A 21,529-nucleotide genomic window follows, 5' to 3' on the forward strand; every position below is an offset into this window, starting at 1 on the left:
CCGTGCCGCAGCCGCGCTACGCGGAGCCGTCTCCTCCGGCGTCGTCTCCCCCGGAGGCGGGCTTTTTCTTCTCGCCGATGCGGGATTCCTCGCCGCGCATCAGCCGCCGGATGTTTTCGTCATGGCGGATGAACAGGATCAGGGCCATCACCGCGACCAGCGTGACGATCCAGAAATCCGGCTCGCCCGGGGCGAAGGCCAGGTACAGCGGCGCCGCGCCGGCGGCCACCAGCGCCGCCAGCGAGGAATAGCGCCAGATCGCCGCGACCGCCAGCCAGGTCAGCGCGCTCAGCAGGGCGACCAGCGGGTTCAGCGCCAGCAGGACGCCCAGCGCGGTGGCGACACCCTTGCCGCCCTGAAAGCGGTAGTACACTGGCAGGACGTGGCCGAGGAAGGCCGCCAGGCCGACGGCACCCGCGGCCCAGCCCGGCAGGTCCGTCCACTGCAGGACGATGAAGACCGGCAGCCAGCCTTTGGCCACGTCGCCCAGCAGGGTGATCAGGGCCGCCGTGCGTCCGCCGGTACGCAGCACGTTGGTGGCCCCGGGGTTGCGCGAGCCGCTGGTGCGCGGGTCGGGCAGCCGCAGCGCATGGCTGACCAGGATCGCGCTGGATACGGACCCGAGCAGATAGGCGAGGACGATGGCAATGGCGCTGAGCATGGTGGAGCGGTTCCGGTTGGCGAATGCGGGCCCATCATACGCAACGGGGCGTGGCCGGGGCAGGGGGCGCTCGTGAGCGACGGCAGCGCCCCCGCGCTGGTTCTGCTGCATGGCTGGGGATTCTCGGGCGCTGTCTGGGAGCCCGTGATCCGTGCGCTGCGGGCGCGGGGGTACGCGGGGAGGATCCATGCCCCGGACCTGCCCGGCCATGGCGCCGCCGGCGGTGGTGACGAGCTGGCCGATCCGGATGCCGTCGCCGCGCAGCTGGTGGCGGGGTTGCCCGACGATCTCGAGAGTCCCGTGTGGGCCGGCTGGTCGCTGGGCGCACTGCCCGCGCTGGCCATCCGGGGCGCAGACGCGCGGGGACGCATCCTGGTGGCGGGGAGTCCGCGCTTCGTGTGCGCGGCGGACTGGCCGGAGGCAATGGATCCCCGCGAGCTGGAGGGCTTTGCCCGCCTGCTCGGCAGCGACACCGGGCGCCTGCGCCGCCAGTTTGCTGCGCTGTGCGCGCGGGGCGCGCAGGAGCCCGCCGCGCTCGCGCGTTCCCTGCGCGGCGGGCTGGAAGCGGCGGCGGCGCGACCCGAGGCCCTGGCGGCGGGGCTCGCCGCGCTGCGTGACGCGGACCGGCGTGGCGATCTGGGCGCCGGGTCGCCGCTGGCCGCGCTGCTGGCCGAAGACGACGCGCTGATCCCGCCGGGTCTGGAACGGCATCTGGCGACCCGGGTGCCCGGGGCGCGCATCCGGCGGGTGCCCGGTCCGCACGCCCTGCCGCTGGCGGCGCCCGATACGGTCGCCGAATTCATCCATGCAACGCTGGCGGAGATCCCCGCATGAGCGACATCGACCCTTCCGGATTCGAACTCGACAAGGCACGGGTGCGTGAAGGCTTCGCCCGCGCCGCTGCCGACTACGAAACGCACGCGGCAGTGCAGCGCGAGGTTCAGGGGCGCCTGCTCGAACGCCTGGACCTGATCCGCATGCAGCCGGAGCGCGTGATCGATCTGGGCTGCGGGATCGGCGAATCGTTCGACGACCTGGCCCGCCGTTACCGCAGCGCCCGCCTGACCGGGGTCGACTTCGCGCCGGCCATGCTGCAGCGAGCCCGCCGGCGCGGGCGCTGGCTGCGGCGCCCGCGGGTGCTGTGTGCCGACATGGAGGCCCTGCCGCTGGCCGACGCCTCGCAGGATCTGGCGATCTCCAGCGCCGCACTGCAGTGGTGCAGCAGTCTGGATCGCGCGTTTGCCGAGGTCCGCCGGATCCTGGCGCCCGGTGGCCTGTGGATGTTCACCACCTTCGGCCCGGCCACCCTGAGCGAGCTGCGCGAGGCGTTCGCCGCGGTGGACGGCGGCGCGGCCGCCCACGTGAATGCCTTCATCGATATGCATGACATCGGCGATGCCCTGGTACGCGCAGGGTTCGCCGACCCGGTGATGGACCAGGAAAGCCTGACGCTGACCTACCCCGATCTGACCCGCCTGGTGCGGGATCTGCGAGGCGTGGGTGTCCGCAATGCCCTGTCGGGGCGCGGCCGCGGGCTGATGGGGCCGCGGCGCCTGGTGGCCGTGGCCGAAGCCTACGCCGAGCGATTCGGCGTGGAAGGCCGTCTGCCGGCTACCTGGGAGGTGGTGTACGGGCACGCCTGGGTGCCGGACGCGCCCCCGCCGCGTGCGCCGGACGGCCGCACCATCCCGATCCGGCCGATCTCCTGACGTCCGCCCCTCGCACTCCCTCGAAAATCCCGCGACAAAATCGCGGGTGCGTGATTTGCCTCAACACCGAGTGGAATCACTCGGTGCACTCTCGCGTCAGGGGTATCCGCCGGTGTATCCTTCAGCGGCCAGAAAGTTCCCCTGCTCTCGAACGAATGTCCGACTGCAGGGGGTGGTCTTGGTTTTTTTTGTCGACCGGTAATGGGGTAGAGTTCTGAGCCCCCGATCCATCGGGACCTTCGTGTTCCCCGCAGCAAGGTGGAAAAGTCATGTCACAAGCAGCCACTACCGCGGGTGCCGCACCCGCAGCGTCAGTCGCTTCAACCGAGCAGTACAATTACGCGATCGTCAAGAAGTTCGCGGTTGCCGCCGTCCTCTGGGGCGTGTTCGGCATGGCCGCCGGGGTCTGGATTGCCTCGCAGCTCGCGTGGCCGTTCCTGAACTTCGACATCGCGCAGATCACCTTCGGGCGCTTCCGCCCGGTGCACACCACGTCGGTGATCTTCGGCTTCGGGGGTAACGCCCTGTTCGCCACGTCCTATTACGTCGTCCAGCGCACCTGTCACGCGCGACTGTGGAACGACTCCCTGGCCAGCTTCACGTTCTATGGCTGGAACCTCGCACTCATCCTGGGTGTGATCAGTTACATGGCCGGGATCACGCAGGGTCGCGAATACGCCGAGTTCAACTGGCAGATCGACCTGATCATCCTGGTGACCTGGGTGGTGTACTTCCTGGTCTTCACCATGACGCTGCTGCGCCGCAACCAGCCGCACATCTACGTGGCGAACTGGTTCTTCATGTCGTTCATCCTTGCGACCGCGCTGCTGCACATCTTCAACAACATCGAAGTGCCGGTGGGCCTGTTCAACCCGCAGTCCTACCCGATGTTCTCCGGTGTGCAGGACGCGATGCGCCAGTGGTGGTACGGCCATAACGCGGTGGGCTTCTTCCTGACCGCGGCCTTCCTCGGGATGATGTACTACTTCGTGCCGAAGCAGGCCGGTCGCCCGATCTACTCGTACAAGCTGTCGATCATCCACTTCTGGGCGCTGATCTTCCTGTACATGTGGGTGGGTGCGCACCACCTGCACTGGACCGCCCTGCCGGACTGGGTCTCCACCTTGGCGGCGACCTTCTCCATCCTGCTGCTGCTGCCGTCCTGGGGCGGCATGATCAACGGGATCATGACCCTGTCGGGCGCCTGGGACAAACTGCGCACCGACCCGATCATGCTGTTCCTGATCACCGCACTGGCGTTCTACGGCATGTCGACCTTCGAAGGTCCGATGATGTCGCTGAAGAGCGTGAATGCGCTGTCCCACTACACCGACTGGACGGTGGGCCACGTGCACTCCGGTGCCCTGGGGTGGGTGGCGATGATCAGCTTCGGTTCGCTCTATCACCTGATCCCGCGCCTGTGGAACGTGAACCTCTTCAGCCTGAAGCTGGTGTACGTGCACTTCTTCCTCGCCACTGTCGGCATCGTGCTCTACATCACCGCGATGTGGGTGGCCGGTATCGGTCAGGGCCTGATGCTGCGCGCCTTCGACCAGTACGGGAACCTGGCCTATACCTTCACCGAGTCCGTGGTGTTCCTGCATCAGCCGTACGTGGTGCGTGCCATCGGCGGCGGTCTGTTCCTCCTGGGCATGGTGATCATGGCGTTCAACATCTTCATGACGGTCCGCTCGGGCATCAAGGCGGAAGCCCGTGCCCGTCAGGAAGCCATCGAAGCCGAAGCCCGCACGGCCTGATCAGGGGAGAAGAGGAATCATGAAGCACGAAAGCGTAGAGACTAACGCCGGACTCCTGATCGTTCTGACTCTGGCCGTCATTAGTGTCGGCGGCCTGGTCGAGATCGTCCCGCTGTTCTACATCGACGATACCGTCGAAGAGGTGGATGGCGTCCGGCCCTATACCCCGCTGGAACAGCGGGGACGTGACATCTACATCCGGGAAGGCTGCTACGCCTGCCATTCGCAGATGGTGCGGCCCTTCCGTGACGAGATGCTGCGTTACGGCAATTACTCGCTGGCGGCCGAGTCGCAGTACGACTACCCGTTCCAGTGGGGTTCCAAGCGGACCGGTCCGGACCTTGCCCGGGTGGGCGGCAAGTACTCCAACGAGTGGCAGGTCCAGCACCTGATCGACCCGCAGTCGCTGGTGCCGGAATCCATCATGCCGGGTTACCCGTGGCTGGCGGAGACGCCCCTGGACATGTCCGATCTCGAGGACCGGATGATTGCCCTGAAGCGTGTGGGCGTGCCGTACTCGCTTACGGAAGAGGAGTACGAGCGTAACGTCGAGAAGTACGGCGAAGAACACGCCCGCATGTTCGACATCAACCGGGCAGAGGAAAACCTGATCGAGCAGGCCCAGGCCGAGAACTTTGACGGCAACAGCGCCACCATTACCGAAATGGACGCCATCGTTGCCTACATGCAGGTTCTGGGAACCATGGTCGATTTCAGTGAATACGATGACGGCCACTTTGCCGAATTCCGGTAAGCCGTCAGGGAGCTCGATTCCGTCATGCTGAGTTTGTGGGAATGGATCCAGGACATGGGCAACAGCAAGACCCTGGCCCTGATCCTGTTCATGAGCACGTTCGTCGGGGTGGTGATCTACCTGTTCGCCAGCCCCCGGCGTGCACGGAAATTCGAGACGTATCGCTACATTCCTCTGGATGATGATGATTCACATCGGGAGCCGACGACGTCCCGGCGTGACAAAACCGAGAGTGACGAGCAATGAGCACACAGGACAATCGCAAACCGGGTCAGGGTGAGGTGGAAACCACCGGTCACGTCTGGGACCAGGACCTCGCCGAATACAACAATCCGCTGCCGCGCTGGTGGCTGTGGGGCTTTTACGCCACGGTCGTGTTCGCCCTGGTCTACTGGGTCCTCTACCCGGCCTGGCCCATCGGCGACACCTTTACCAAGGGGCTGGCCTCGGTGACTTACGAGCAGGACGGCGAGGAGGTCACCACGCACTGGAACACCCGTGCGCTGTTCTACCGGGACATGCAGACCGGTGAATACGCCGTGCGCCAGCGCAACATGCTGGAACAGGTTGCGGGCATGGAGTATGCCGAAATCCTGCAGGACGCGGACGCGATGAGCTTCGTGAACGCCTACGCCCAGGGTTCCTTCGGCACGTGGTGCGCGGCCTGCCATCAGGTGGGCGGTGCCGGCGTGATCGGCCAGTATCCCAACCTGCGGAACGACCACTGGAAGTGGGGCGGCACGGTGGAGCAGATCGAAGAAACCCTGGTTCAGGGACGCCTGGGCTACATGCCCGGTTATCGGGGCATCCTTTCGGACCAGCAGCTGGATAACGTCTCCGCTTTCGTCCTGTCGATGAACGGCTACGACATGGATCCGGCCGCGGTCGAGGCGGGCGAGCGGATCTTCACCGGCACTGACGGCGGCTGCTTCCAGTGCCACGGTACCGGCGGCGAGGGGCTCGAATCCCAGGGTGCGCCCAACCTGACCAATGACATCTGGGGTCTGGTGGACGTCCACGGTGCCGCCGACGATGGCGAGCGTCAGCGTCAGGTGGCGCGTTTCATCCGCAACGGTGCCCAGCGCGAGATGCCGGCATTCGCGGATCGGCTGTCGGATGAAGAGATCAAGATCCTGACGGCCTACGTGCACTCCCTCGGTGGCGGGCAGCCGTAAGCCCGCTGCTTCTTCCGCGTCGCTATTCGACCGCACGGGTGCGAGGTTCTTGACCTCGCACCCGTATTAGCTGTTAATGATTCAAATCCCATGGGACACCGGACCTGCGGCGTCCCTGATCCGGGGCCGTTCCCCGGGAGGCATTGATGGCGGAACAGCAGCCGATGTACGAAGCCCGTATCCCGATCCATCCGCGTTCGGTTAAAGGGCGGTTCCGCAACCTCAAGACCGGTATCCTGCTCGTCGCCTACAGCGTCTATTTCCTGCTTCCGTGGATCCGCTGGGAGCGTGAGTACGGCCCGAATCAGGCCATCCTCTTCGATATCCCGGGTCGCCAGTTCTTCCTGTTCGATCTCGTGGTGTATCCACAGGATATCTTCTGGCTCGCCGGCTTCCTGATGCTCGCTGCCGTCACGCTCTTCTTCGTGACCGGTCTGGCCGGTCGCGTGTTCTGCGGCTATTTCTGTTTCCAGACGCTGTGGACCGACGTGTACATGTTCCTGGAGCGGAAGATCCAGGGTGAGCGGCCCGCGCGGATCCGGCTGTCGAAGCAGCCATGGAATGGCGAAAAGATCCTCAAATACACCGCGACGCACGCCTCGTGGCTGCTGGTTGCGTTTGCCACCGGACTGGGGTTCGTCCTCTACTGGGGTGACGCGCCCACCATCGTGCAGCAGTTCTTCGTCGGCGAGGCCGTGTTTGCAGCCTATGTGACGGCGGGCATCCTCACGGCCACCACCTACACGGCAGCGGGGCTGGCACGCGAACAGGTCTGCACCTTTATCTGCCCGTACGCGCGGTTCCAGAGCGTGATGTTCGACAAGGACACCATGATTGTGTCCTACGACGAGAACCGCGGCGAAGGTTCGGCAGGGCGGGCGAAGCCGGTCAAGGGGTTCCAGACGCGCGAGGAGCGCCAGGCGGCGGGTGTCGGCGACTGCATTGATTGCGGCTATTGCGTGCAGGTGTGTCCCACCGGGATCGACATCCGGGACGGACTCCAGTATCAGTGCATCCACTGCGCGCTGTGCGTGGATGCCTGCGACACGATCATGGACAAGCAGGGCTGGCCCCGCGGCCTGATCCGCTACACCTCCGAACGCGAGCTGGAAGGTGGCAAGACGCACCCGATCCGGCTGAAGACCGTGGGTTACGGGGCGGTGATGCTGGTCATCCTGGGGGCCCTGGTGGCGAGCATCCTGGATCGTCCGCCGATGGATGCCAACGTGAATCAGGTGCGCCAGCCCCTCTACGTACAGATGTCGGACGGCCAGATCCAGAACTCCTACGAAATCCGCCTGAACAATACGAGTCAGGAAGTGCTCGACTTTGAACTGGGGATCGATGGCCTGGACGGTGCCACGCTGGATCTGGGGCAGGTGTCGGACATCCGCCTGGAGCCGGGCGAACGCCTGACGGTGCTGGCGCGAGTGCGCTACGATGTTCCGGCGGATGCCTCCGGATCCCGGATCCCGTTCGACTTCGTGATTACGGATCGTCAGGGTCGGATCGACCCCTACACCATCGGCTCCCAGTTCAGCTACGCGCGCTGACCGGAGGGCGGACCTCTACCCCGGCAAACGGATGTGCCGGGGTTCGCAAACACCGGACGCAACCCCGTCCCCGTGGACGTTGAAGGCATCATGAGCAACCTGGTTATTACCCTTGGCCTGGGCAGTGCCGCCCTGGCGCTGCTGTTCTTCCTGATCTACCGCTTCACGCGCCTGCGCGCCTATCACGCGGCTGCCGTCGTGGTGGCGGTCATGCTGTTCGTGTTCATCCCGGCTTCCATTCTTACCTGGCAGGGGGCGGATGTCTTCGCCATCCATCTGGCGCTGTACGTGATCGTGCCTTACGGGCTCGGGATCGTGTTCAGCCAGAAGGAGGCCGAGGCGGCCGCCGGCAAGGCCCACGTGGGGCGTCTGCACTGGGCGCCGATGGTGATCGTCGGGTTCTTCACCATCATTGCAACGGTTCAGGCCGTGCTGATTACCCTCGCGCACAATGGCATGCCGGACCGTTTCATCGGTACCCTGCTGCCCGAGCCGGACGCCCCCGTGGAGCGCGTGACCTCGGCGTTTCCGGGGCTGGTCGACGGCTTCGAGGATCGCGACCAGGCGCTGGCGGTGCATCGCATGAGCGAACTGGAGCAACAGGCTTCGCGCGGCTGGGAGATCCGGCAGGGCTGGCTGGGAGAGCCCCGCAAGGGGGAGACCGAGACGCTGCGGGTCGAGGTCCGCGACGCCGAGGGCCAGCCTCTGGAAGGGGCCGAGGTCTCGGGTACCTTCCTCTGGCTCGCCGACCATCGCAAGGATCAGCCCTTCGCCATGCGCGAACGGGGTGACGGATTCTACGAGGTCGACGTGGCACTTCCCGAGGCCGGGCGCTGGGATCTGCGCTTCTTCGTCGAACGCGACGGGGCGCAGGTCGAACAGCAGGCGAACACGCGCGTTCACGGTCACTCGGGCTGACGGCGCGGGTCCCGATGAGGCCATGCGTCTGACCCTGTCGTGAGCCAGCATGCGGTGAACGAACCGGCGCTGTCGGATGCGGTGCCGGAGGAGCACTGTTTTCACTGCGGTCTCGAGGTACCCCCTGGTGCCGACTACCCGGTGGAGTTCGAGGGCGCCTGTCGCCCCACCTGCTGCCCCGGCTGCCAGGCCGTTGCCGGCGCGATCATCGAGCGCGGCCTGGGGTCGTATTATCATCATCGCACCGCGGCGCCGGCCGCATCGGGCGACAGCATCGTCCCCGACGAGCTGCGCGAACTCGAACTGTTTGACGCCCCGGCGGTTCAGCGCCAGTTCGTGACGGCCCGCGAGGCCACCTCCGGTGAACGTCGCGAGGCATCGTTGATCCTCGAGGGCATCACCTGTGCGGCCTGCGTCTGGCTGAACGAGCGCCACGTCCAGGCACTGGACGGCGTCGAGGAATTCCGCGTCAATTACTCCACGCATCGGGCCCGGGTGACCTGGGACCCCGAGCGTCTGGCGCTGTCCGATATCCTGCGTGCGATCCGGGACATCGGTTATCGCGCCCATCCCTACGACCCCGGCACGCGCGAACAGGCGCTGGCCCGTGAGCGCGGGCTCGCCCTGCGTCGCCTGGGGGTTGCTGCCCTCGGCATGATGCAGGTGATGATGCTCGCCGTGGCCCTGTGGCTGGGGGAGGGGGATCCGCAGCACGAGTCGATCATCGATTTCATGCGCCTGGTGGCCGCGATCTTCGCCACACCGGTGGTGCTGTACTCCGCGATTCCGTTCTATCAGAGCGCGTGGCGGGATATGCGGCACCGACAACTGGGTATGGACGTACCGGTCAGCATCGCGATCATCGCGACCTACCTGGCCAGCGTGTGGGCGGTGTTCTCCGGCACCGGCGAGCATGTCTATTTCGAGTCGGTGGTGATGTTCGTCTTTTTCCTGCTGACCTCGCGTTACCTCGAGCTGATGGCGCGCCAGCATGCGAGCGAAGCGGTGGATCGCATGGACCGTCTGGTCCCGGCGATCGCACGCCGGGTCACCGACAATGGCGAAACCGAGTCGGTGCCCGTGGCGGAGCTCGAGCCCGGCGATCGGGTGCAGGTACGCCCGGGTGAATCCGTGCCTGCGGATGGCGTGGTGGTGGACGGGCGGTCGACGGTGAACCGGGCCCTGCTGACCGGGGAACCCGAGCCGCGCCCGGCCAGTGCCGGTACCGACGTGGTCGGAGGCACGGTGAACGTCGAGAGCCCGCTGGTGGTGGAGGTCCGCCGGGTCGGAGCGGAGACCACCCTGGCGGCGATCCAGCGGCTGCTGGATCGCGCGCAGACCGAAAAGCCCCGGGTCGCGCGCATGGCCGAGGCGGGTACCGGCTGGTTCGTCGCCGCGGTGCTGGTGCTCACGCTGCTGGCCGGGCTTGTCTGGTATTTCCTGATCGACCCGGCCCGGGCCCTGTGGGTGATGGTCGCCATGCTGGTCGCGACCTGCCCGTGTGCCCTCGCCCTGGCGACGCCGGTGGCGCTCACCGCGACCACGGGGACGCTGACGCGCGACGGCGTTCTGCTGACCCGGGGCTCTGCGCTGGAGGTCCTGCCACGCGTCACCACCGTGTGTCTGGACAAGACGGGCACGCTCACCGACGGCCGGCCCCGGCGGGTGGCGACCGAGGTCCATGACCCGGCATTCGATCCCGAGCGCGCGCTGGCGTGGGCCGCGGCCCTGGAGCGGCATTCCGAACACCCCCTGGCGCGCGCGCTGGTCGCCGAGGCGGGCGGGCAGCCGGTCGCGGCCGGGGTCGAAAATCACCCCGGCGAAGGCCTGACCGGCACGATCGACGGGCATCACGTCGCCGTCGGCGGAGCGTCACTGATGCCCGCCGCACCGCCGACCGGTCCGAACACCACGCCCGACCCCCTGGCCTCACCGGTGTGGCTGGCGGTGGATGGGCGAGTGGTGGCGACCTTCTGGCTTGCCGACACCCCGCGCGCCGAGGCCGCGGCCTCGGTGCGGGCCCTGCAGGAGCGTGGCCTGCGGGTCATTCTGCTGACCGGCGACCGGCCCGAGGCGGCGGCGAGGTTCGCCGAGCGGCTCGGGATCACGGAAGCCCACGGCGGCCTGTCGCCGGACGACAAGCTGGCCCATGTGCGCGAACGTCAGGCACGTGGCGAGTGCGTGCTGATGGCGGGCGAGGGGGTCAACGATGCCCCCGTGCTGGCCGGGGCCGACGTATCCCTGGCCATGGGTGGCGGCAGCAGCCTGGCGCGCACCCGCGCGGACCTGGTGCTGCTGTCGGATCGCCTCGACCGCCTGCCGGGCGTGTTCGAGCGGGCCGGGGCGACGCGGCACGTGATTCGGCAGAACATCATCTGGGCCATCGGCTACAACGTCGTGGCCCTGCCCGTGGCCGCCTCGGGCATCCTGACTCCGTGGCTGGCCGCGCTGGGGATGTCGCTCAGTTCGCTGCTGGTGGTGGGCAACGCCCTGCGCCTGCGGCCGCCGCGCCCGCGTGACTCGACCTGAGCGCTCCCCGCGCGGGGTTTTGACGCCCGCGGCTGCCTCCGTACACTGGAGGCATGAACATCCTGTACCTGCTCATTCCGCTGGCCATGCTGTTCGCCCTGGTGGTCGGACTGCTGTTGCTGTGGGCGATCCGCTCCGGACAGTACGATGACCTCGAGGGGCCGGCCCACCGTATCCTGATGGACGACGATGACCCCAGAATTCCCACGCAGCCTCCGGCCAGCGGGTCCGGCGGGCGCGGGGCGGCGAAGGAGCGGCGTGAGGACGACGGGCAGGCCCCGACCTCCCGGCGCCCGGAGGAGGCCGGTTCGGGCGCGCGCGACGGCTGACCCCCTTGCGCCCGTCGCCGAACCGGCTTAATCTTGCCCCCGAAAACGTAATGGATGTTGAGGTGCCGTCATGCGTAACTGGTTTACCTTCGAGAATTTCCCGCTGACCTTCACGGCTGCGCTGATCATTTTCTCCTGGTTCAGCTTTTTCTCGGTGATCCTCTTCGGCTGAGGGGCTACCGAAAGACCGCTAACGCAAAAGCCCCCGGCGACGCGAATCGCCGGGGGCTTTTTCGATCACAACCCCTGCGAAAGGGCGCGGATCCGAGACTCAGTCAGCGAAGGCCGTACGGATCTTGCGGATCGCGGCATTCTCGATCTGCCGGATGCGTTCGGCCGAGACCCCGTATTCCGCCGCCAGCTCGTGGAGGGTCGCCTTCTTTTCGCCCATGTAGCGGCGCATCAGGATGTCGCGCGAACGCTCGTCCAGCTCTTCCAGGGTCTCGCCCAGACGCGAACTGTAATGCGCGTCCCAGTCGGCCTCCTCGGCCACCCGGGCGGGGTCGTCGCTCATGTCCTCCAGGCTCAGGCGCTGTGCCGGTGCGAGGGCTGTCCGTTCGTCGTCATCGTTTTCGGGAAGCGGATCGAAGCTGGTGTCCTGGTTGGCCAGACGGTTTTCCATCTCCCAGACTTCCGCCTCGCTGACGCCGAGGTCCTCGGCCACCGCGGAGACTTCCTCGCGGTTCATCCAGCCCAGGCGCTGCTTGGCGCTGCGCAGGTTGAAGAACAGCTTGCGCTGCGCCTTGGTGGTCGCGACCTTCACAATCCGCCAGTTGCGCAGGATGTATTCGTGGATCTCGGCACGAATCCAGTGAACGGCGAAGGACACCAGGCGCACGCCCTTGTGCGGATCGAACCGGCGTACCGCCTTCATCAGGCCCACGTTGCCTTCCTGGATCAGATCGCCCAGCGGCAGGCCGTAGCCCCTGTAGCCGCGGGCCACATGCACCACGAACCGCAGGTTGTGCAGAATCAGGCTGCGGGCGGCCTCGAGGTTGTTGCGCTCGTGCAGCTCCAGCGCGAGCTCGCGCTCCTGCTCGGCGTCCAGTACCTCGATCTGCGATACCGCCTGCATGTAATGATTGAGATCGCCCACCGGAACGGGCATGTCCGCGCGATGGGGCATCAGTGCCTGACTCATGGATTTGCATCCCTCCCTTCGTAACAGCTTCAACTTTAGCACTCAAACCATTCGAGTGCTAAACCCTCCGGGAGTTCCGCAATATGGGGTGTGCACCGCCGATTTCAACCCGGGGTCGGTCACGGGGATCACGGGGCATCCCGCAGGGCGTGTCCGCTGCCCAGACGTGCGCCCGCCCAGCCGAGGATAACCGCCGCCATGACCACGCCCAACGCAACCTCGGGGCCCGGTAAACGCAGGGCATAGTCGATATCGAAGGCCCCGGCGGCCGTCTCCAGCGGCTCGCGCGCCAGCCAGGTGCCGAGGTAGAGCAGGAGCACGGCGAACAGCCCCCCGCCCAGCCCGCCATAGACGCCCCCATAGAGCGACGGACGGCGCAGGAAGCGGTGGGTTGCGCCACTGATCCGCGCGATGGTGATCTCCTCGCGCCGCTCGCGCAGTTCGGACGCGCTGGCCAGGGCCAGCACCAGCAGGGCACCCAGGCCCAGCAGGCCGGCGACGATCGTGAGGACCCGCGTACCGAGCTGGTACAGAGCGTTGAGTTGGCGCACCCACTCGTCATCACTGACCAGCGTGGCGTCGGGGAGGCGCTCGGCCAGGGTCGCCTCCAGCCGTACGACGGTCTCGGGGTCGCTGCGCTCCGGCACCACGTCCAGGGTGTCCGGCAGGGGGTTGCCGTCCATCCAGTCGAGCAGGGCCGGATCGGCCAGGTCGGCGCGATAGTCCTCGAGGGCGCGTTCGGCCGGGACGGCCGTCACGCGGCCGACATCCGCGAGCCGCTCCAGCTCCCGCGCGTGCTCCTGCAGTGCGCCGGATTCGCCGGCTTCCAGATAGACCGCGATGCGCGGTTCATGGTCGACGTGCGCGGAGAGTGCCCGCGCATTGTCCAGCAGGACCCACAGGAATGCGGGAAGCGCCAGGATGAACCCCAGCACCGCGATGCTGATCAGGGACATGATCGGGGCCTGCAGCCGCCGTGCGAGGCTGCGCCGGGCGGCGTCCGCGTGGGCCTCGCGCCAGGCGCCCAGGCGGTCGCGCAGGGCCCGGGCGCGGTTCATGCGCCGGCCTCCTGGCGTGCGCGGGCCTCGATGCGCCCGTCCTCCAGATGCAGCACCGGATGCGGCATGCGTTCCACCAGCTCCTGGTCGTGCGAGGCCACCAGCGCGGTCATGCCGATCCGGTTGAAATCGGCGAACAGGGCCAGGATCTCGCGTGACAGTGCCGGGTCGAGGTTGCCGGTGGGCTCGTCCGCCAGCAGCAGGGACGGGCGATGGACGATCGCGCGGGCGATCCCGACCCGCTGCTGTTCCCCGGCCGAAAGGGTCTGCGGCCGTGCCCCCTCGCGCTGCAGCAGGCCCACCTTGTCCAGCGCCGCGCGCACCCGGCGGCGGATCTCGGGCCGCCGGTACCCCATGATCTCCAGCGGCAGGGCGATGTTGTCGTACACCGGGCGGTCATACAGCAGGCGGTGATCCTGGAAGACCAGTCCGATGCTGCGGCGAAACTGCGGGATGTCGCGCGCGGAGAGCTGATCGAGATCAAACCCGTTGACCCGCAGGCGGCCACGGGTCGGACGTTCCAGCCCGGCAATCAGGCGCAGCAGGGTACTCTTGCCCGCCCCGGACGGGCCGGTGATGAACGCCATCACCCCGGGGTCGATCTTCAGGCTGACCTGACTGAGGGCCTCGGAGTGGGAGCCGAACCGCTTGGTGACGCGCTGCAGAAAGATCATCGGCGGGTCAGTCGTCGTCCCGGCCGAGCAGGGCCCGTACGAAGCGGCGGGCGTCGAAGGGCTGCAGGTCCTCGGGCTTCTCGCCCACGCCAATGAAACGTACCGGCACGCCCAGCTGTTCCGCCAGGGCGAAGATCATCCCGCCCTTGGCAGTGCCGTCCAGCTTGGTGACGACGATGCCGGTCAGGCCCAGCGCCTCGTGGAACTGCTGCGCCTGGCTCAGGGCGTTCTGCCCGGTGCCGCCGTCCACCACCAGCAGAACCTCGTCCGGGGCCTGCGCGTCCAGCCGGCCCATCACCCGCTTGACCTTGCGCACCTCGTCCATGAGGTTGGTCTGGGTGTGCAGGCGCCCGGCGGTGTCGGCGATCATCACGTCGATACCGCGCGAGGTGGCGGCCTGCAGGCCGTCGTAGACGACCGACGCGGAGTCGGCGCCGGTGCCCTGGGCGATCACCGGCACCTCGTTGCGTTCGCCCCACTTCTGCAGCTGTTCCACCGCCGCGGCGCGGAAGGTGTCGCCGGCGGCCAGCATCACGGAGAAGTCGTCGGCGCGGAAGTGATGGGCCAGCTTGCCAATGGTCGTGGTCTTGCCCGCGCCGTTGATGCCCACCACCAGGATGGAGAACGGCCGACCCGGATCATCGGGCAGGGTCAGCGGTTCGGAGACCGGTTCCAGCACCTCGATCATCGCGTTTTCCAGCGCGTCCATCAGCGCCTCGGCGTTATCGAGCTCGCGCCGCTTCACCTCGCCGGTGATTCGGTCCATGATCTTCTGCGTGGCTTCCAGGCCGACGTCCGCCATCAGCAGGCGCTCTTCCAGCTCCTCGAAGAGTTCGTCGTCGATGCGCCGGCGGAACAGGCTGCCGAGATCGGCGTTGAGCACCTGGCCGGTTTTGGACAGGCCCTGGCGCAGGCGCTGGAACCACCCGCCGCGCGCCGGTTTTTCCTCGGCGGCCGGCGTGGCGTCGTTCGCGGAGTCTTCGGACTTTTTCTTTTTGCGGAAACCGAACATGCCGGGAGAGGTCTGTTGAGAGATGCATAATCTTAGGGAAACGCTGATCAATATGCACGTTCGCGCTCGAGTCGCTTTTGCGCGCGAACAAGGCGCGGCGACCGCCGTGCAGTCATTCTGCACAAGGGAGCCGCAACGCCGTGCGCGCGCAAAAGCGGCCGAGCCCCTTCGGGGTTGGCGCCCCGGGTTCCCCGATCCTGCGTTGCGCCGCTTGCGGGTAGAACCACTACCCGCTGCGCGACGCGCCTTGTCTCGGAAAACCCGGGGTGCCAACGCGAACGTGCATATTGATCAGCGTTTCCCTGGCACGAGGCAGGTTCACAACATGCGTGTTCGCGTCCCGGGGTTGGCCCCGTTGCTGTTTTGCCTGACGGCCCTGTTCGCGGCTCCCGCCGCGGCATCCGGTTCCATCACCGACAATGTTGTCGAGACCCGTCTGGACAACGGTCTGACCGTCCTGGTGCTGGAGGATCGGCGGGCGCCGGTGGTTTCCACCCAGATCTGGTACCGCGTGGGCTCGGCCGACGAATACGGCGGGGTCACCGGCATCTCGCACATGCTGGAACACATGATGTTCCGCGGCTCCGAGGCCTTCGAGCCCGGTGAATTCTCGCGCGTCGTGTCGCGCCTGGGTGGTCGCGAGAACGCCTTCGTCGGGCGCGACTACACCGGCTATCACCAGCTGCTGGGCAGCGACCACTGGGAGACCCTGCTGGAGATGGAGGCCGAGCGCATGCAGCACCTGCGCCTGACCGAGGAGGAATTCCTGCCCGAACGCGAGGTGGTGCGCGAGGAACGCCGCCAGCGCGTGGACGACCGGCCCAACGCGCGTCTGCGCGAGGCGTTCATGGCCGCGGCCTTTCATGCCGATCCCTACGGCCAGCCGGTGATCGGCTGGATGAGCGACATCGACGAGTACAGCGTGGAGGCCCTGCAGGACTGGTACGACACCTGGTACACCCCGGATAACGCGGTGGCCGCGGTGGTCGGGGACGTCGACGCGGAGGCGGTGGTGGCCGCCGCCGAACGCCATTTCGGCGACATCCCCGCCGGCCCGGGCGGGGAACGCCCGGCGCGCAGCGAACCGGCGCAGACCGGCGAGCGTCGCGTCACGGTGCAGGTGCCGGCCGAACTGCCCTACGTGATGATGGGCTGGAAGGCGCCGTCGCTGAACTCGCTGGAAGAGCCGGACGATGCCTATGCCCTGCTGGTGCTGGAGGGAGTGCTGTCCTCCGGCGAGGCCTCGCGGCTGGCCCGCGAGCTGGAGCGCGGCCGCGAGATCGCCGGCTCCGCCGCGGCCAGCTACAGCCCGTTCACCCGCCGTGACGGGCTGTTCATGCTGGGCGGGGTGCCGGCGGCGGACACCGATCCCGGGACGCTGGAAGCAGCCCTGCGCGAACAGATCGAGCGCCTGCGCGAGGAGCCGGTGGGCGAAGATGAGCTGGAGCGCGTGCAGGCGCGGGTCGTGGCGTCCGAGGTCTACGGCCGCGACTCGGTGCATGCGCAGGCGTCGCAGCTGGCGATGCTGGAGACGGTCGGCCTCGGCTGGCGCGAGCTGGGCGAGTTCGTCGAGCGGGTGCGCGCGGTCACCGCGGAGGATGTGCGCCGCGTCGCGCAGGAATACCTGGTGCCGGAGACCCTGACGGTGGGGATCCTGGATCCGCTGCCGCTGGACGAGCGCGAGTCGGAGGAACCGGCCGCCGAATATGGAGGTGAGCTGTGATTCGCTGGACAGGAGTGGTGCTGGCGGCGCTGTGCGCGGCGCCTGCGGCGGCGATGGAGATCGATCGCTGGGAAACCGACGAGGGCCTGCAGGTGTTGTTCGTCGAGGCCCCGGAATTGCCGATGGTGGACCTGCGCCTGACCTTTGATGCCGGTGCGGCGAGGGACGGCGAATTGCCGGGGCTGGCGCGCATGACCAGCCGGAGCCTGCGTCACGGCACGACGGAGATGGATGCCGATGCGCTGGCCGAGCGTTTCGAGTCCGTCGGTGCCCGCTTCAGTACCAGCTCGCAGCGGGACATGGCCGTGGTCTCGCTGCGCAGTCTCACCGAGACGGACTGGCTCGACACCGCGATGGAAACCCTGACCACGGTGCTCGCGGAACCCGCCTTCCCCGAGGGCGACTTCGACCGGGCGCGGCGCCAGGCCCTGCTGGGACTGCAGCGGGAGCGTCAGGAGCCGGACAGCGTGGCCGCGCGGCGTTTCCACGAGCTGGTTTACGCCGATCATCCGTACGCCAACTGGCCGGCGGGGGATCGCGAGAGCCTGGAGGCGCTGAGCCCCGAGGACGCGCGCGGCTTCTTCGAGCGGTATTACACGGCGCGCAACGGCGTGCTGGCGATCACCGGCGGCGTGGATCGCCGGCAGGCCGAAGCTCTGGCGGCGCGGGTCTCGCAGGCCCTGCGGCCCGGTGAACCGGCCGAACCGCTGCCGCCGGTGCCGCCGCTGGAGGGTGCGGTGACGGAGCATGTCCCGTTCCCCTCGGAGCAGGCGCACATCCGCATCGGCGCACCGGCCCTGCGGCGTGGTGACGATGCCTATTACCCGCTGACCCTGGGCAACCACGTCCTGGGCGGAGGTGGCTTCACCTCGCGTCTGTTCCGCGAGCTGCGCAGCGAGCGCGGACTGGCCTATTCCGTCAGCAGCGGGTTCGGGTCGCGCGCCGCGGAGGGACCGTTCAGCGTCTCGATGCAGACCGGCACCGAGCAGACCGCCGAGGCGGTGGAAGCCCTGCACGAGCAGATCCGGCGCTGGCATGCCGAGGGCGTGGAGCCGGCCGAGCTGGAGGCCTCGCGCGCCAACGTGGTCAACGGTTTCCCGCTGCGCCTGGCCTCCAGCTCGGGGATCGTGTCGCATCTGGCCCTGATCGGTTTCTACGATCTCGGCGCGGACTATCTGACGCACTACCCCGCACGGATGGAAGCGGTGACGCTGGACGACGTGCAGCGGGCCATACGGGAACGGGTCGATCCGCAGGCCCTGGTCACGGTGATCGTCGGTGGCGAAGAACCGTAGGCGCGGGGCGGGGGCCGCGGGGCGGCGTGGCCACGAGTCCCGGGTCCGCATCATCGGCGGCGCGTGGCGGCGGCGCTGGCTGTCGGTGGCCGACGTGCAGGGCCTGCGTCCTACCGCCGACGCCCTGCGCGAGACCCTGTTTAACTGGCTACAGCCGCATCTGCCCGGTGCGCGGGTGCTGGACCTGTACGCCGGTACCGGGGCCCTGGGGTTCGAGGCGGCCTCGCGCGGGGCGCAGTCGGTGCTGCTGGTGGAGCGCGACCGGCGTGCCGTCGCGCGGCTGCAGCAGGCCGTCGAAGAGCTGGGCGCCAGCGGCGTGGAGGTGCGCTGTGCCGATGCGGCGCGTCTGCTGGAGGCGGGCCCGGACGCCGCCGCCCCGTTCCACGTGGTGTTCCTCGACCCACCGTTCGAGCGCGACCTGCTCGCCCCGGCACTGCGCACCCTGGCGGGCGGGGGCTGGCTGGCGCCCGGGGGGCGCGTGTATGTCGAGCTGGAAGCCCATCGCGACCCGGCGGAGGTGACGGGGGCGCAGTGGCACATCCTGCGCGAGCGCACCGCCGGACAGGCCCGCGGGCTGCTGCTGGAGCCGGCGGAGCCGCTTTTTTGCAGTGCCCCGGGGCATTCGCTACCGTAGGATCATCCGTTCAAGGCATTTCCATCCGCGTGCGGGGCCGGCGTCAGCGTCCCACGACCCGGCCGCCACGCTACCCATGCAAAAGGGGAGTCATCCATGGATGAATCATCCACTCCCGGTCTGTCCCAGACCCGCGTCCGCGGTTTCGGGGTCATCTGCAGTCCGGTCTTCATCATCGCCAGCATCATCATCGTGGCCTTCGTGGTTTTCGGAGCGGCGTTTTCCGAGACGGCCGAAGGTCTGTTCGTGCAGACGCGCGACGGCATCTCCCGTTACCTCGGCTGGTACTACATGCTGGTGGTGACGGTCTTCCTGATCTTTGCCCTGTACCTGATGTTCAGCCGCTATGGCGGGGTGCGTCTGGGCGATCAGTTCGAGGCGCCGCGTTTCAGTTACGCGTCCTGGTTCGCGATGCTGTTCTCCGCCGGCATGGGCATCGGGCTGCTGTTCTTCTCCATCGCCGAGCCGATGTACCACTACATGTCGCCGCCGCATGCCGAGGGTGAATCCAGCGCGGCGGCGATGGAGGCGATGCGCTACACCTTCTTCCACTGGGGGCTGCACGCCTGGGCGATCTACATCATCGTGGGCCTGTCGCTGGCGTATTACGCTTACCGGCACAATCTGCCGCTGCTGATCCGCTCCTCGCTGTACCCGTTCATCGGCGACCGCATCTACGGCCCGTGGGGACACCTGGTCGACATCCTTGCGCTGTTCGGGACGATGTTCGGGGTCGCGACCTCGCTGGGCCTGGGCGTCATGCAGATCAACTCGGGCCTCAACTTCGTCTTCGGCATCGAGGAAAGCACGCTGAACCAGGTCGTGCTGGTCGCGATCATCACCCTGATCGCGGTGGGTTCCGTGGCCCTGGGCGTGGATCGCGGGATCAAGCGGCTGTCAAACTTCAACATCGGCCTGAGCGTGGTGCTGATCGCGCTGCTGCTGGTGCTCGGGCCCACGCTGTTCATCCTGCGGACCCTGGTCGAATCCACCGGCGTCTATGTCCAGAACCTGCCCGCGATGAGCCTGTGGGCCGATACCATCGAGGATTCCGGCTGGGCCACGACCTGGACCATCTTCTACTGGGGCTGGTGGATCTCCTGGGCGCCGTACGTCGGCATGTTCATCGCGCGGGTCTCGCGCGGGCGCACCATCCGCGAATTCGTGACCGGCGTGCTGCTGGCGCCGACCGCGGCCGGGTTCGTCTGGCTGTCGGTGTTCGGCGGCACGGCCATGGGCTTCCAGCTCGAAGGCGTGGCCGACGTGGCCGGGCAGGTCTCGGAGCAGATGGAGACCGCACTGTTTCTGACCATCGAGGCCCTGCCGATGCTGGACTGGATGGCGATCGCGGTGATGAGCGCGGCAACCCTGCTGATCGTCACCTTCTTCGTCACCTCCTCGGACTCCGGTTCGCTGGTGATCGACACCCTGGCCTCGGGTGACGTGCGCAATCCCACCGTGACCCAGCGCGTGTACTGGGCCGTGGCCGAAGGGGTCGTGGCCTCGGTGCTGCTGGTGGCCGGGGGGCTGGGCGCGCTGCAGGCGGTGGCGATCAGTGTCGGCCTGCCGTTCTCCATCGTGATGCTGATCATGATGGTGGGGCTGTACCGCTCGCTGCAGCAGACCGAGGCCGTCACGCCCAGTCGCTACCAGCGCGAGGCACCGCCGCCGCACACCCTGTTCGGCTACACCGAAGACCTCGACGAGAAGATCCGCTAGGAGGCATCGATGTCACAGGTGGCACTGCTGGGCTGCGGGCTGATGGGAACCCCCATGGGCCTGCGGCTGATGGAGGCGGGGTTCCCGTTGCAGGCGTACAACCGTACGCCGGCGCGGGCCGAGGATCTGGTCCGCGCCGGCGCGACCGTGTATTCGACCCCCGACGGGGCGGTGCAGGGGGCGGACTGGGTGGTTCTGATGCTCAGTGATGCACGGGCCATCGAGGCCGTGCTCGCCGATCTTTCCCCGGGAACGGTCGACGGGCGCTGTTTCATCCAGATGGGCACCATTCTGCCGGCCGAGAGCCGGGTCCTGGGCGAGCGCGTGCGCGCGGCGGGCGGTTGCTACGTGGAGGCCCCGGTGCTGGGGTCCATCCCCGAGGCGCGGGAGGGCCGGCTGCTGATCATGGCCGGCGCCGAGCATGACGTGGACGTGGAGCGGGCCGCCCCGGTGCTGGAAGCGCTGGGCAGTACCGTCCGGCACGTGGGTGCGACCGGCCAGGGGGCGGCGCTGAAGCTGGCCTTCAATCAGCTGATCGCCAGCCTCACGGCGGCATTCTCCCTGAGTCTGGGGCTGGTGCGGCGCGAGGGTGTGGAAGTCGACACCTTCATGGAGATCCTGCGCGAAAGCGCCCTCTACGCACCCACCTTCGACAAGAAGCTGGACAAGATGTGCTCGGGGGACTTCGGCACCGCCAACTTCCCGGTCAAGCACCTGCTGAAGGACGTGCGCCTGACCCATCAGGCAGCCGCCGACGCGGGGCTGTCCGATCCCTGGTTGCCATTGCTGGCGGATCTGCTCGAACAGGCCGCCGATCGGGGGCTGGGCGATGCCGACTACTCGGCCATCTATTCGTCCATCGTGCCGGAGGCCGGCAACCGCAGCTGA

At 67.7% G+C, this 21,529-nt stretch carries 20 protein-coding genes; 15 read left to right on the top strand and 5 right to left on the bottom strand.

The genetic code is table 11. The annotated features are described in order from the left end of the window. Positions 1-16: 16 nt before the first annotated feature. Positions 17-661 (bottom strand): glycerol-3-phosphate 1-O-acyltransferase PlsY, encoded by a 645-nt coding sequence (gene plsY / locus G020_RS0107830; RefSeq protein WP_024329215.1) that lies wholly within the window; start codon positions 659-661, stop codon positions 17-19. A gap of 72 nt (positions 662-733) precedes the next feature. On the opposite strand from plsY, the gene G020_RS0107835 reads away from it, so the two are divergent. The 10 genes from G020_RS0107835 (at position 734) to ccoS (ending at position 11,385) form a co-directional block, all read left to right on the top strand. Further along, on the top strand, positions 734-1,495 hold the full coding sequence (locus G020_RS0107835; protein ID WP_018947087.1) for an alpha/beta fold hydrolase: 762 nt from the start codon (positions 734-736) through the stop codon (positions 1,493-1,495). Then, positions 1,492-2,370 carry a malonyl-ACP O-methyltransferase BioC gene (gene bioC, locus G020_RS0107840; RefSeq protein ID WP_024329216.1) on the top strand — a complete coding sequence of 293 codons (879 nt, stop codon included), beginning with the start codon at positions 1,492-1,494 and terminating at the stop codon, positions 2,368-2,370. The genes G020_RS0107835 and bioC overlap by 4 nt, the downstream gene beginning before the upstream one ends. 269 nt (positions 2,371-2,639) lie before the next feature. Then, the gene (ccoN, locus tag G020_RS0107845) at positions 2,640-4,127 is read left to right on the top strand and encodes a cytochrome-c oxidase, cbb3-type subunit I (RefSeq protein WP_024329217.1); all 1,488 of its coding nucleotides are present in this window, start codon (positions 2,640-2,642) and stop codon (positions 4,125-4,127) included. A gap of 19 nt (positions 4,128-4,146) precedes the next feature. Next, complete coding sequence (gene ccoO, locus G020_RS0107850) at positions 4,147-4,881, top strand: cytochrome-c oxidase, cbb3-type subunit II (RefSeq protein WP_018947084.1); 735 nt, start codon at positions 4,147-4,149, stop codon at positions 4,879-4,881. Between the two features lie 24 nt (positions 4,882-4,905). Next, entirely contained in the window at positions 4,906-5,127 is a 222-nt protein-coding gene (locus tag G020_RS0107855; RefSeq protein WP_019570135.1) for a cbb3-type cytochrome c oxidase subunit 3, read from the top strand. Further along, positions 5,124-6,056, top strand: a complete 933-nt coding sequence (gene ccoP / locus G020_RS0107860; RefSeq protein ID WP_024329218.1) for a cytochrome-c oxidase, cbb3-type subunit III — start codon at positions 5,124-5,126, stop codon at positions 6,054-6,056. Before G020_RS0107855 ends, ccoP begins: the two co-directional genes overlap by 4 nt. A 146-nt stretch (positions 6,057-6,202) precedes the next feature. Further along, positions 6,203-7,609 (top strand): cytochrome c oxidase accessory protein CcoG, encoded by a 1,407-nt coding sequence (gene ccoG / locus G020_RS0107865; protein ID WP_018947081.1) that lies wholly within the window; start codon positions 6,203-6,205, stop codon positions 7,607-7,609. A 90-nt stretch (positions 7,610-7,699) separates the two neighbouring features. After that, positions 7,700-8,527, top strand: a complete 828-nt coding sequence (locus G020_RS0107870) for a FixH family protein (RefSeq protein WP_024329219.1) — start codon at positions 7,700-7,702, stop codon at positions 8,525-8,527. Positions 8,528-8,566: 39 nt separating this feature from the next. Further along, positions 8,567-11,056: a heavy metal translocating P-type ATPase gene (locus G020_RS0107875; protein WP_024329220.1), complete on the top strand. Its 2,490-nt coding sequence runs from the start codon at positions 8,567-8,569 to the stop codon at positions 11,054-11,056. Between the two features lie 53 nt (positions 11,057-11,109). Continuing rightward, positions 11,110-11,385 (top strand): cbb3-type cytochrome oxidase assembly protein CcoS, encoded by a 276-nt coding sequence (ccoS, locus tag G020_RS0107880; protein WP_018947078.1) that lies wholly within the window; start codon positions 11,110-11,112, stop codon positions 11,383-11,385. Between the two features lie 271 nt (positions 11,386-11,656). On the opposite strand, the gene rpoH is transcribed toward ccoS, so the two are convergent. The 4 genes from rpoH to ftsY all read right to left on the bottom strand — a co-directional run bounded on the left by rpoH (position 11,657) and on the right by ftsY (position 15,270). Next, the gene (gene rpoH, locus G020_RS0107890; RefSeq protein WP_024329221.1) at positions 11,657-12,526 is read right to left on the bottom strand and encodes an RNA polymerase sigma factor RpoH; all 870 of its coding nucleotides are present in this window, start codon (positions 12,524-12,526) and stop codon (positions 11,657-11,659) included. Between the two features lie 128 nt (positions 12,527-12,654). Next, complete coding sequence (locus G020_RS0107895; protein ID WP_024329222.1) at positions 12,655-13,584, bottom strand: ABC transporter permease; 930 nt, start codon at positions 13,582-13,584, stop codon at positions 12,655-12,657. After that, positions 13,581-14,258: a cell division ATP-binding protein FtsE gene (gene ftsE, locus G020_RS0107900; RefSeq protein ID WP_019570142.1), complete on the bottom strand. Its 678-nt coding sequence runs from the start codon at positions 14,256-14,258 to the stop codon at positions 13,581-13,583. Before ftsE ends, G020_RS0107895 begins: the two co-directional genes overlap by 4 nt. A 7-nt stretch (positions 14,259-14,265) precedes the next feature. Next, positions 14,266-15,270: a signal recognition particle-docking protein FtsY gene (gene ftsY / locus G020_RS0107905; protein ID WP_024329223.1), complete on the bottom strand. Its 1,005-nt coding sequence runs from the start codon at positions 15,268-15,270 to the stop codon at positions 14,266-14,268. A 325-nt stretch (positions 15,271-15,595) separates the two neighbouring features. Between ftsY and G020_RS0107910 the strand changes: the two genes are divergently transcribed. The 5 genes from G020_RS0107910 to G020_RS0107930 all read left to right on the top strand — a co-directional run bounded on the left by G020_RS0107910 (position 15,596) and on the right by G020_RS0107930 (position 21,529). Further along, positions 15,596-16,993 (top strand): pitrilysin family protein, encoded by a 1,398-nt coding sequence (locus tag G020_RS0107910; protein WP_029681240.1) that lies wholly within the window; start codon positions 15,596-15,598, stop codon positions 16,991-16,993. 53 nt (positions 16,994-17,046) lie between these two features. Then, the gene (locus G020_RS0107915) at positions 17,047-18,288 is read left to right on the top strand and encodes a pitrilysin family protein (RefSeq protein WP_231363054.1); all 1,242 of its coding nucleotides are present in this window, start codon (positions 17,047-17,049) and stop codon (positions 18,286-18,288) included. Further along, positions 18,272-18,922 carry a 16S rRNA (guanine(966)-N(2))-methyltransferase RsmD gene (rsmD, locus tag G020_RS0107920; protein WP_024329226.1) on the top strand — a complete coding sequence of 217 codons (651 nt, stop codon included), beginning with the start codon at positions 18,272-18,274 and terminating at the stop codon, positions 18,920-18,922. Before G020_RS0107915 ends, rsmD begins: the two co-directional genes overlap by 17 nt. Positions 18,923-19,018: 96 nt before the next feature. Beyond that, entirely contained in the window at positions 19,019-20,641 is a 1,623-nt protein-coding gene (locus G020_RS0107925; protein ID WP_024329227.1) for a BCCT family transporter, read from the top strand. Positions 20,642-20,650: 9 nt separating this feature from the next. Further along, positions 20,651-21,529: an NAD(P)-dependent oxidoreductase gene (locus tag G020_RS0107930; protein ID WP_024329228.1), complete on the top strand. Its 879-nt coding sequence runs from the start codon at positions 20,651-20,653 to the stop codon at positions 21,527-21,529.

The organism is Thioalkalivibrio sp. ALR17-21 (genome assembly GCF_000420185.1).
GTDB lineage: Bacteria > Pseudomonadota > Gammaproteobacteria > Ectothiorhodospirales > Ectothiorhodospiraceae > Thioalkalivibrio > Thioalkalivibrio halophilus.

What these genes read in the sequence shown, in the direction of transcription:
- plsY (WP_024329215.1), bottom strand. Translation starts at nt 661, where the DNA reads ATGCTCAGCGCCATTGCCATCGTCCTCGCCTATCTGCTCGGGTCCGTA.
- bioC (WP_024329216.1), top strand. Translation starts at nt 1,492, where the DNA reads ATGAGCGACATCGACCCTTCCGGATTCGAACTCGACAAGGCACGGGTG.
- ccoN (WP_024329217.1), top strand. Translation starts at nt 2,640, where the DNA reads ATGTCACAAGCAGCCACTACCGCGGGTGCCGCACCCGCAGCGTCAGTC.
- ccoO (WP_018947084.1), top strand. Translation starts at nt 4,147, where the DNA reads ATGAAGCACGAAAGCGTAGAGACTAACGCCGGACTCCTGATCGTTCTG.
- G020_RS0107855 (WP_019570135.1), top strand. Translation starts at nt 4,906, where the DNA reads ATGCTGAGTTTGTGGGAATGGATCCAGGACATGGGCAACAGCAAGACC.
- ccoP (WP_024329218.1), top strand. Translation starts at nt 5,124, where the DNA reads ATGAGCACACAGGACAATCGCAAACCGGGTCAGGGTGAGGTGGAAACC.
- ccoG (WP_018947081.1), top strand. Translation starts at nt 6,203, where the DNA reads ATGGCGGAACAGCAGCCGATGTACGAAGCCCGTATCCCGATCCATCCG.
- G020_RS0107870 (WP_024329219.1), top strand. Translation starts at nt 7,700, where the DNA reads ATGAGCAACCTGGTTATTACCCTTGGCCTGGGCAGTGCCGCCCTGGCG.
- ccoS (WP_018947078.1), top strand. Translation starts at nt 11,110, where the DNA reads ATGAACATCCTGTACCTGCTCATTCCGCTGGCCATGCTGTTCGCCCTG.
- rpoH (WP_024329221.1), bottom strand. Translation starts at nt 12,526, where the DNA reads ATGAGTCAGGCACTGATGCCCCATCGCGCGGACATGCCCGTTCCGGTG.
- G020_RS0107895 (WP_024329222.1), bottom strand. Translation starts at nt 13,584, where the DNA reads ATGAACCGCGCCCGGGCCCTGCGCGACCGCCTGGGCGCCTGGCGCGAG.
- ftsE (WP_019570142.1), bottom strand. Translation starts at nt 14,258, where the DNA reads ATGATCTTTCTGCAGCGCGTCACCAAGCGGTTCGGCTCCCACTCCGAG.
- ftsY (WP_024329223.1), bottom strand. Translation starts at nt 15,270, where the DNA reads ATGTTCGGTTTCCGCAAAAAGAAAAAGTCCGAAGACTCCGCGAACGAC.
- G020_RS0107910 (WP_029681240.1), top strand. Translation starts at nt 15,596, where the DNA reads ATGCGTGTTCGCGTCCCGGGGTTGGCCCCGTTGCTGTTTTGCCTGACG.
- G020_RS0107915 (WP_231363054.1), top strand. Translation starts at nt 17,047, where the DNA reads ATGGAGATCGATCGCTGGGAAACCGACGAGGGCCTGCAGGTGTTGTTC.
- G020_RS0107925 (WP_024329227.1), top strand. Translation starts at nt 19,019, where the DNA reads ATGGATGAATCATCCACTCCCGGTCTGTCCCAGACCCGCGTCCGCGGT.
- G020_RS0107930 (WP_024329228.1), top strand. Translation starts at nt 20,651, where the DNA reads ATGTCACAGGTGGCACTGCTGGGCTGCGGGCTGATGGGAACCCCCATG.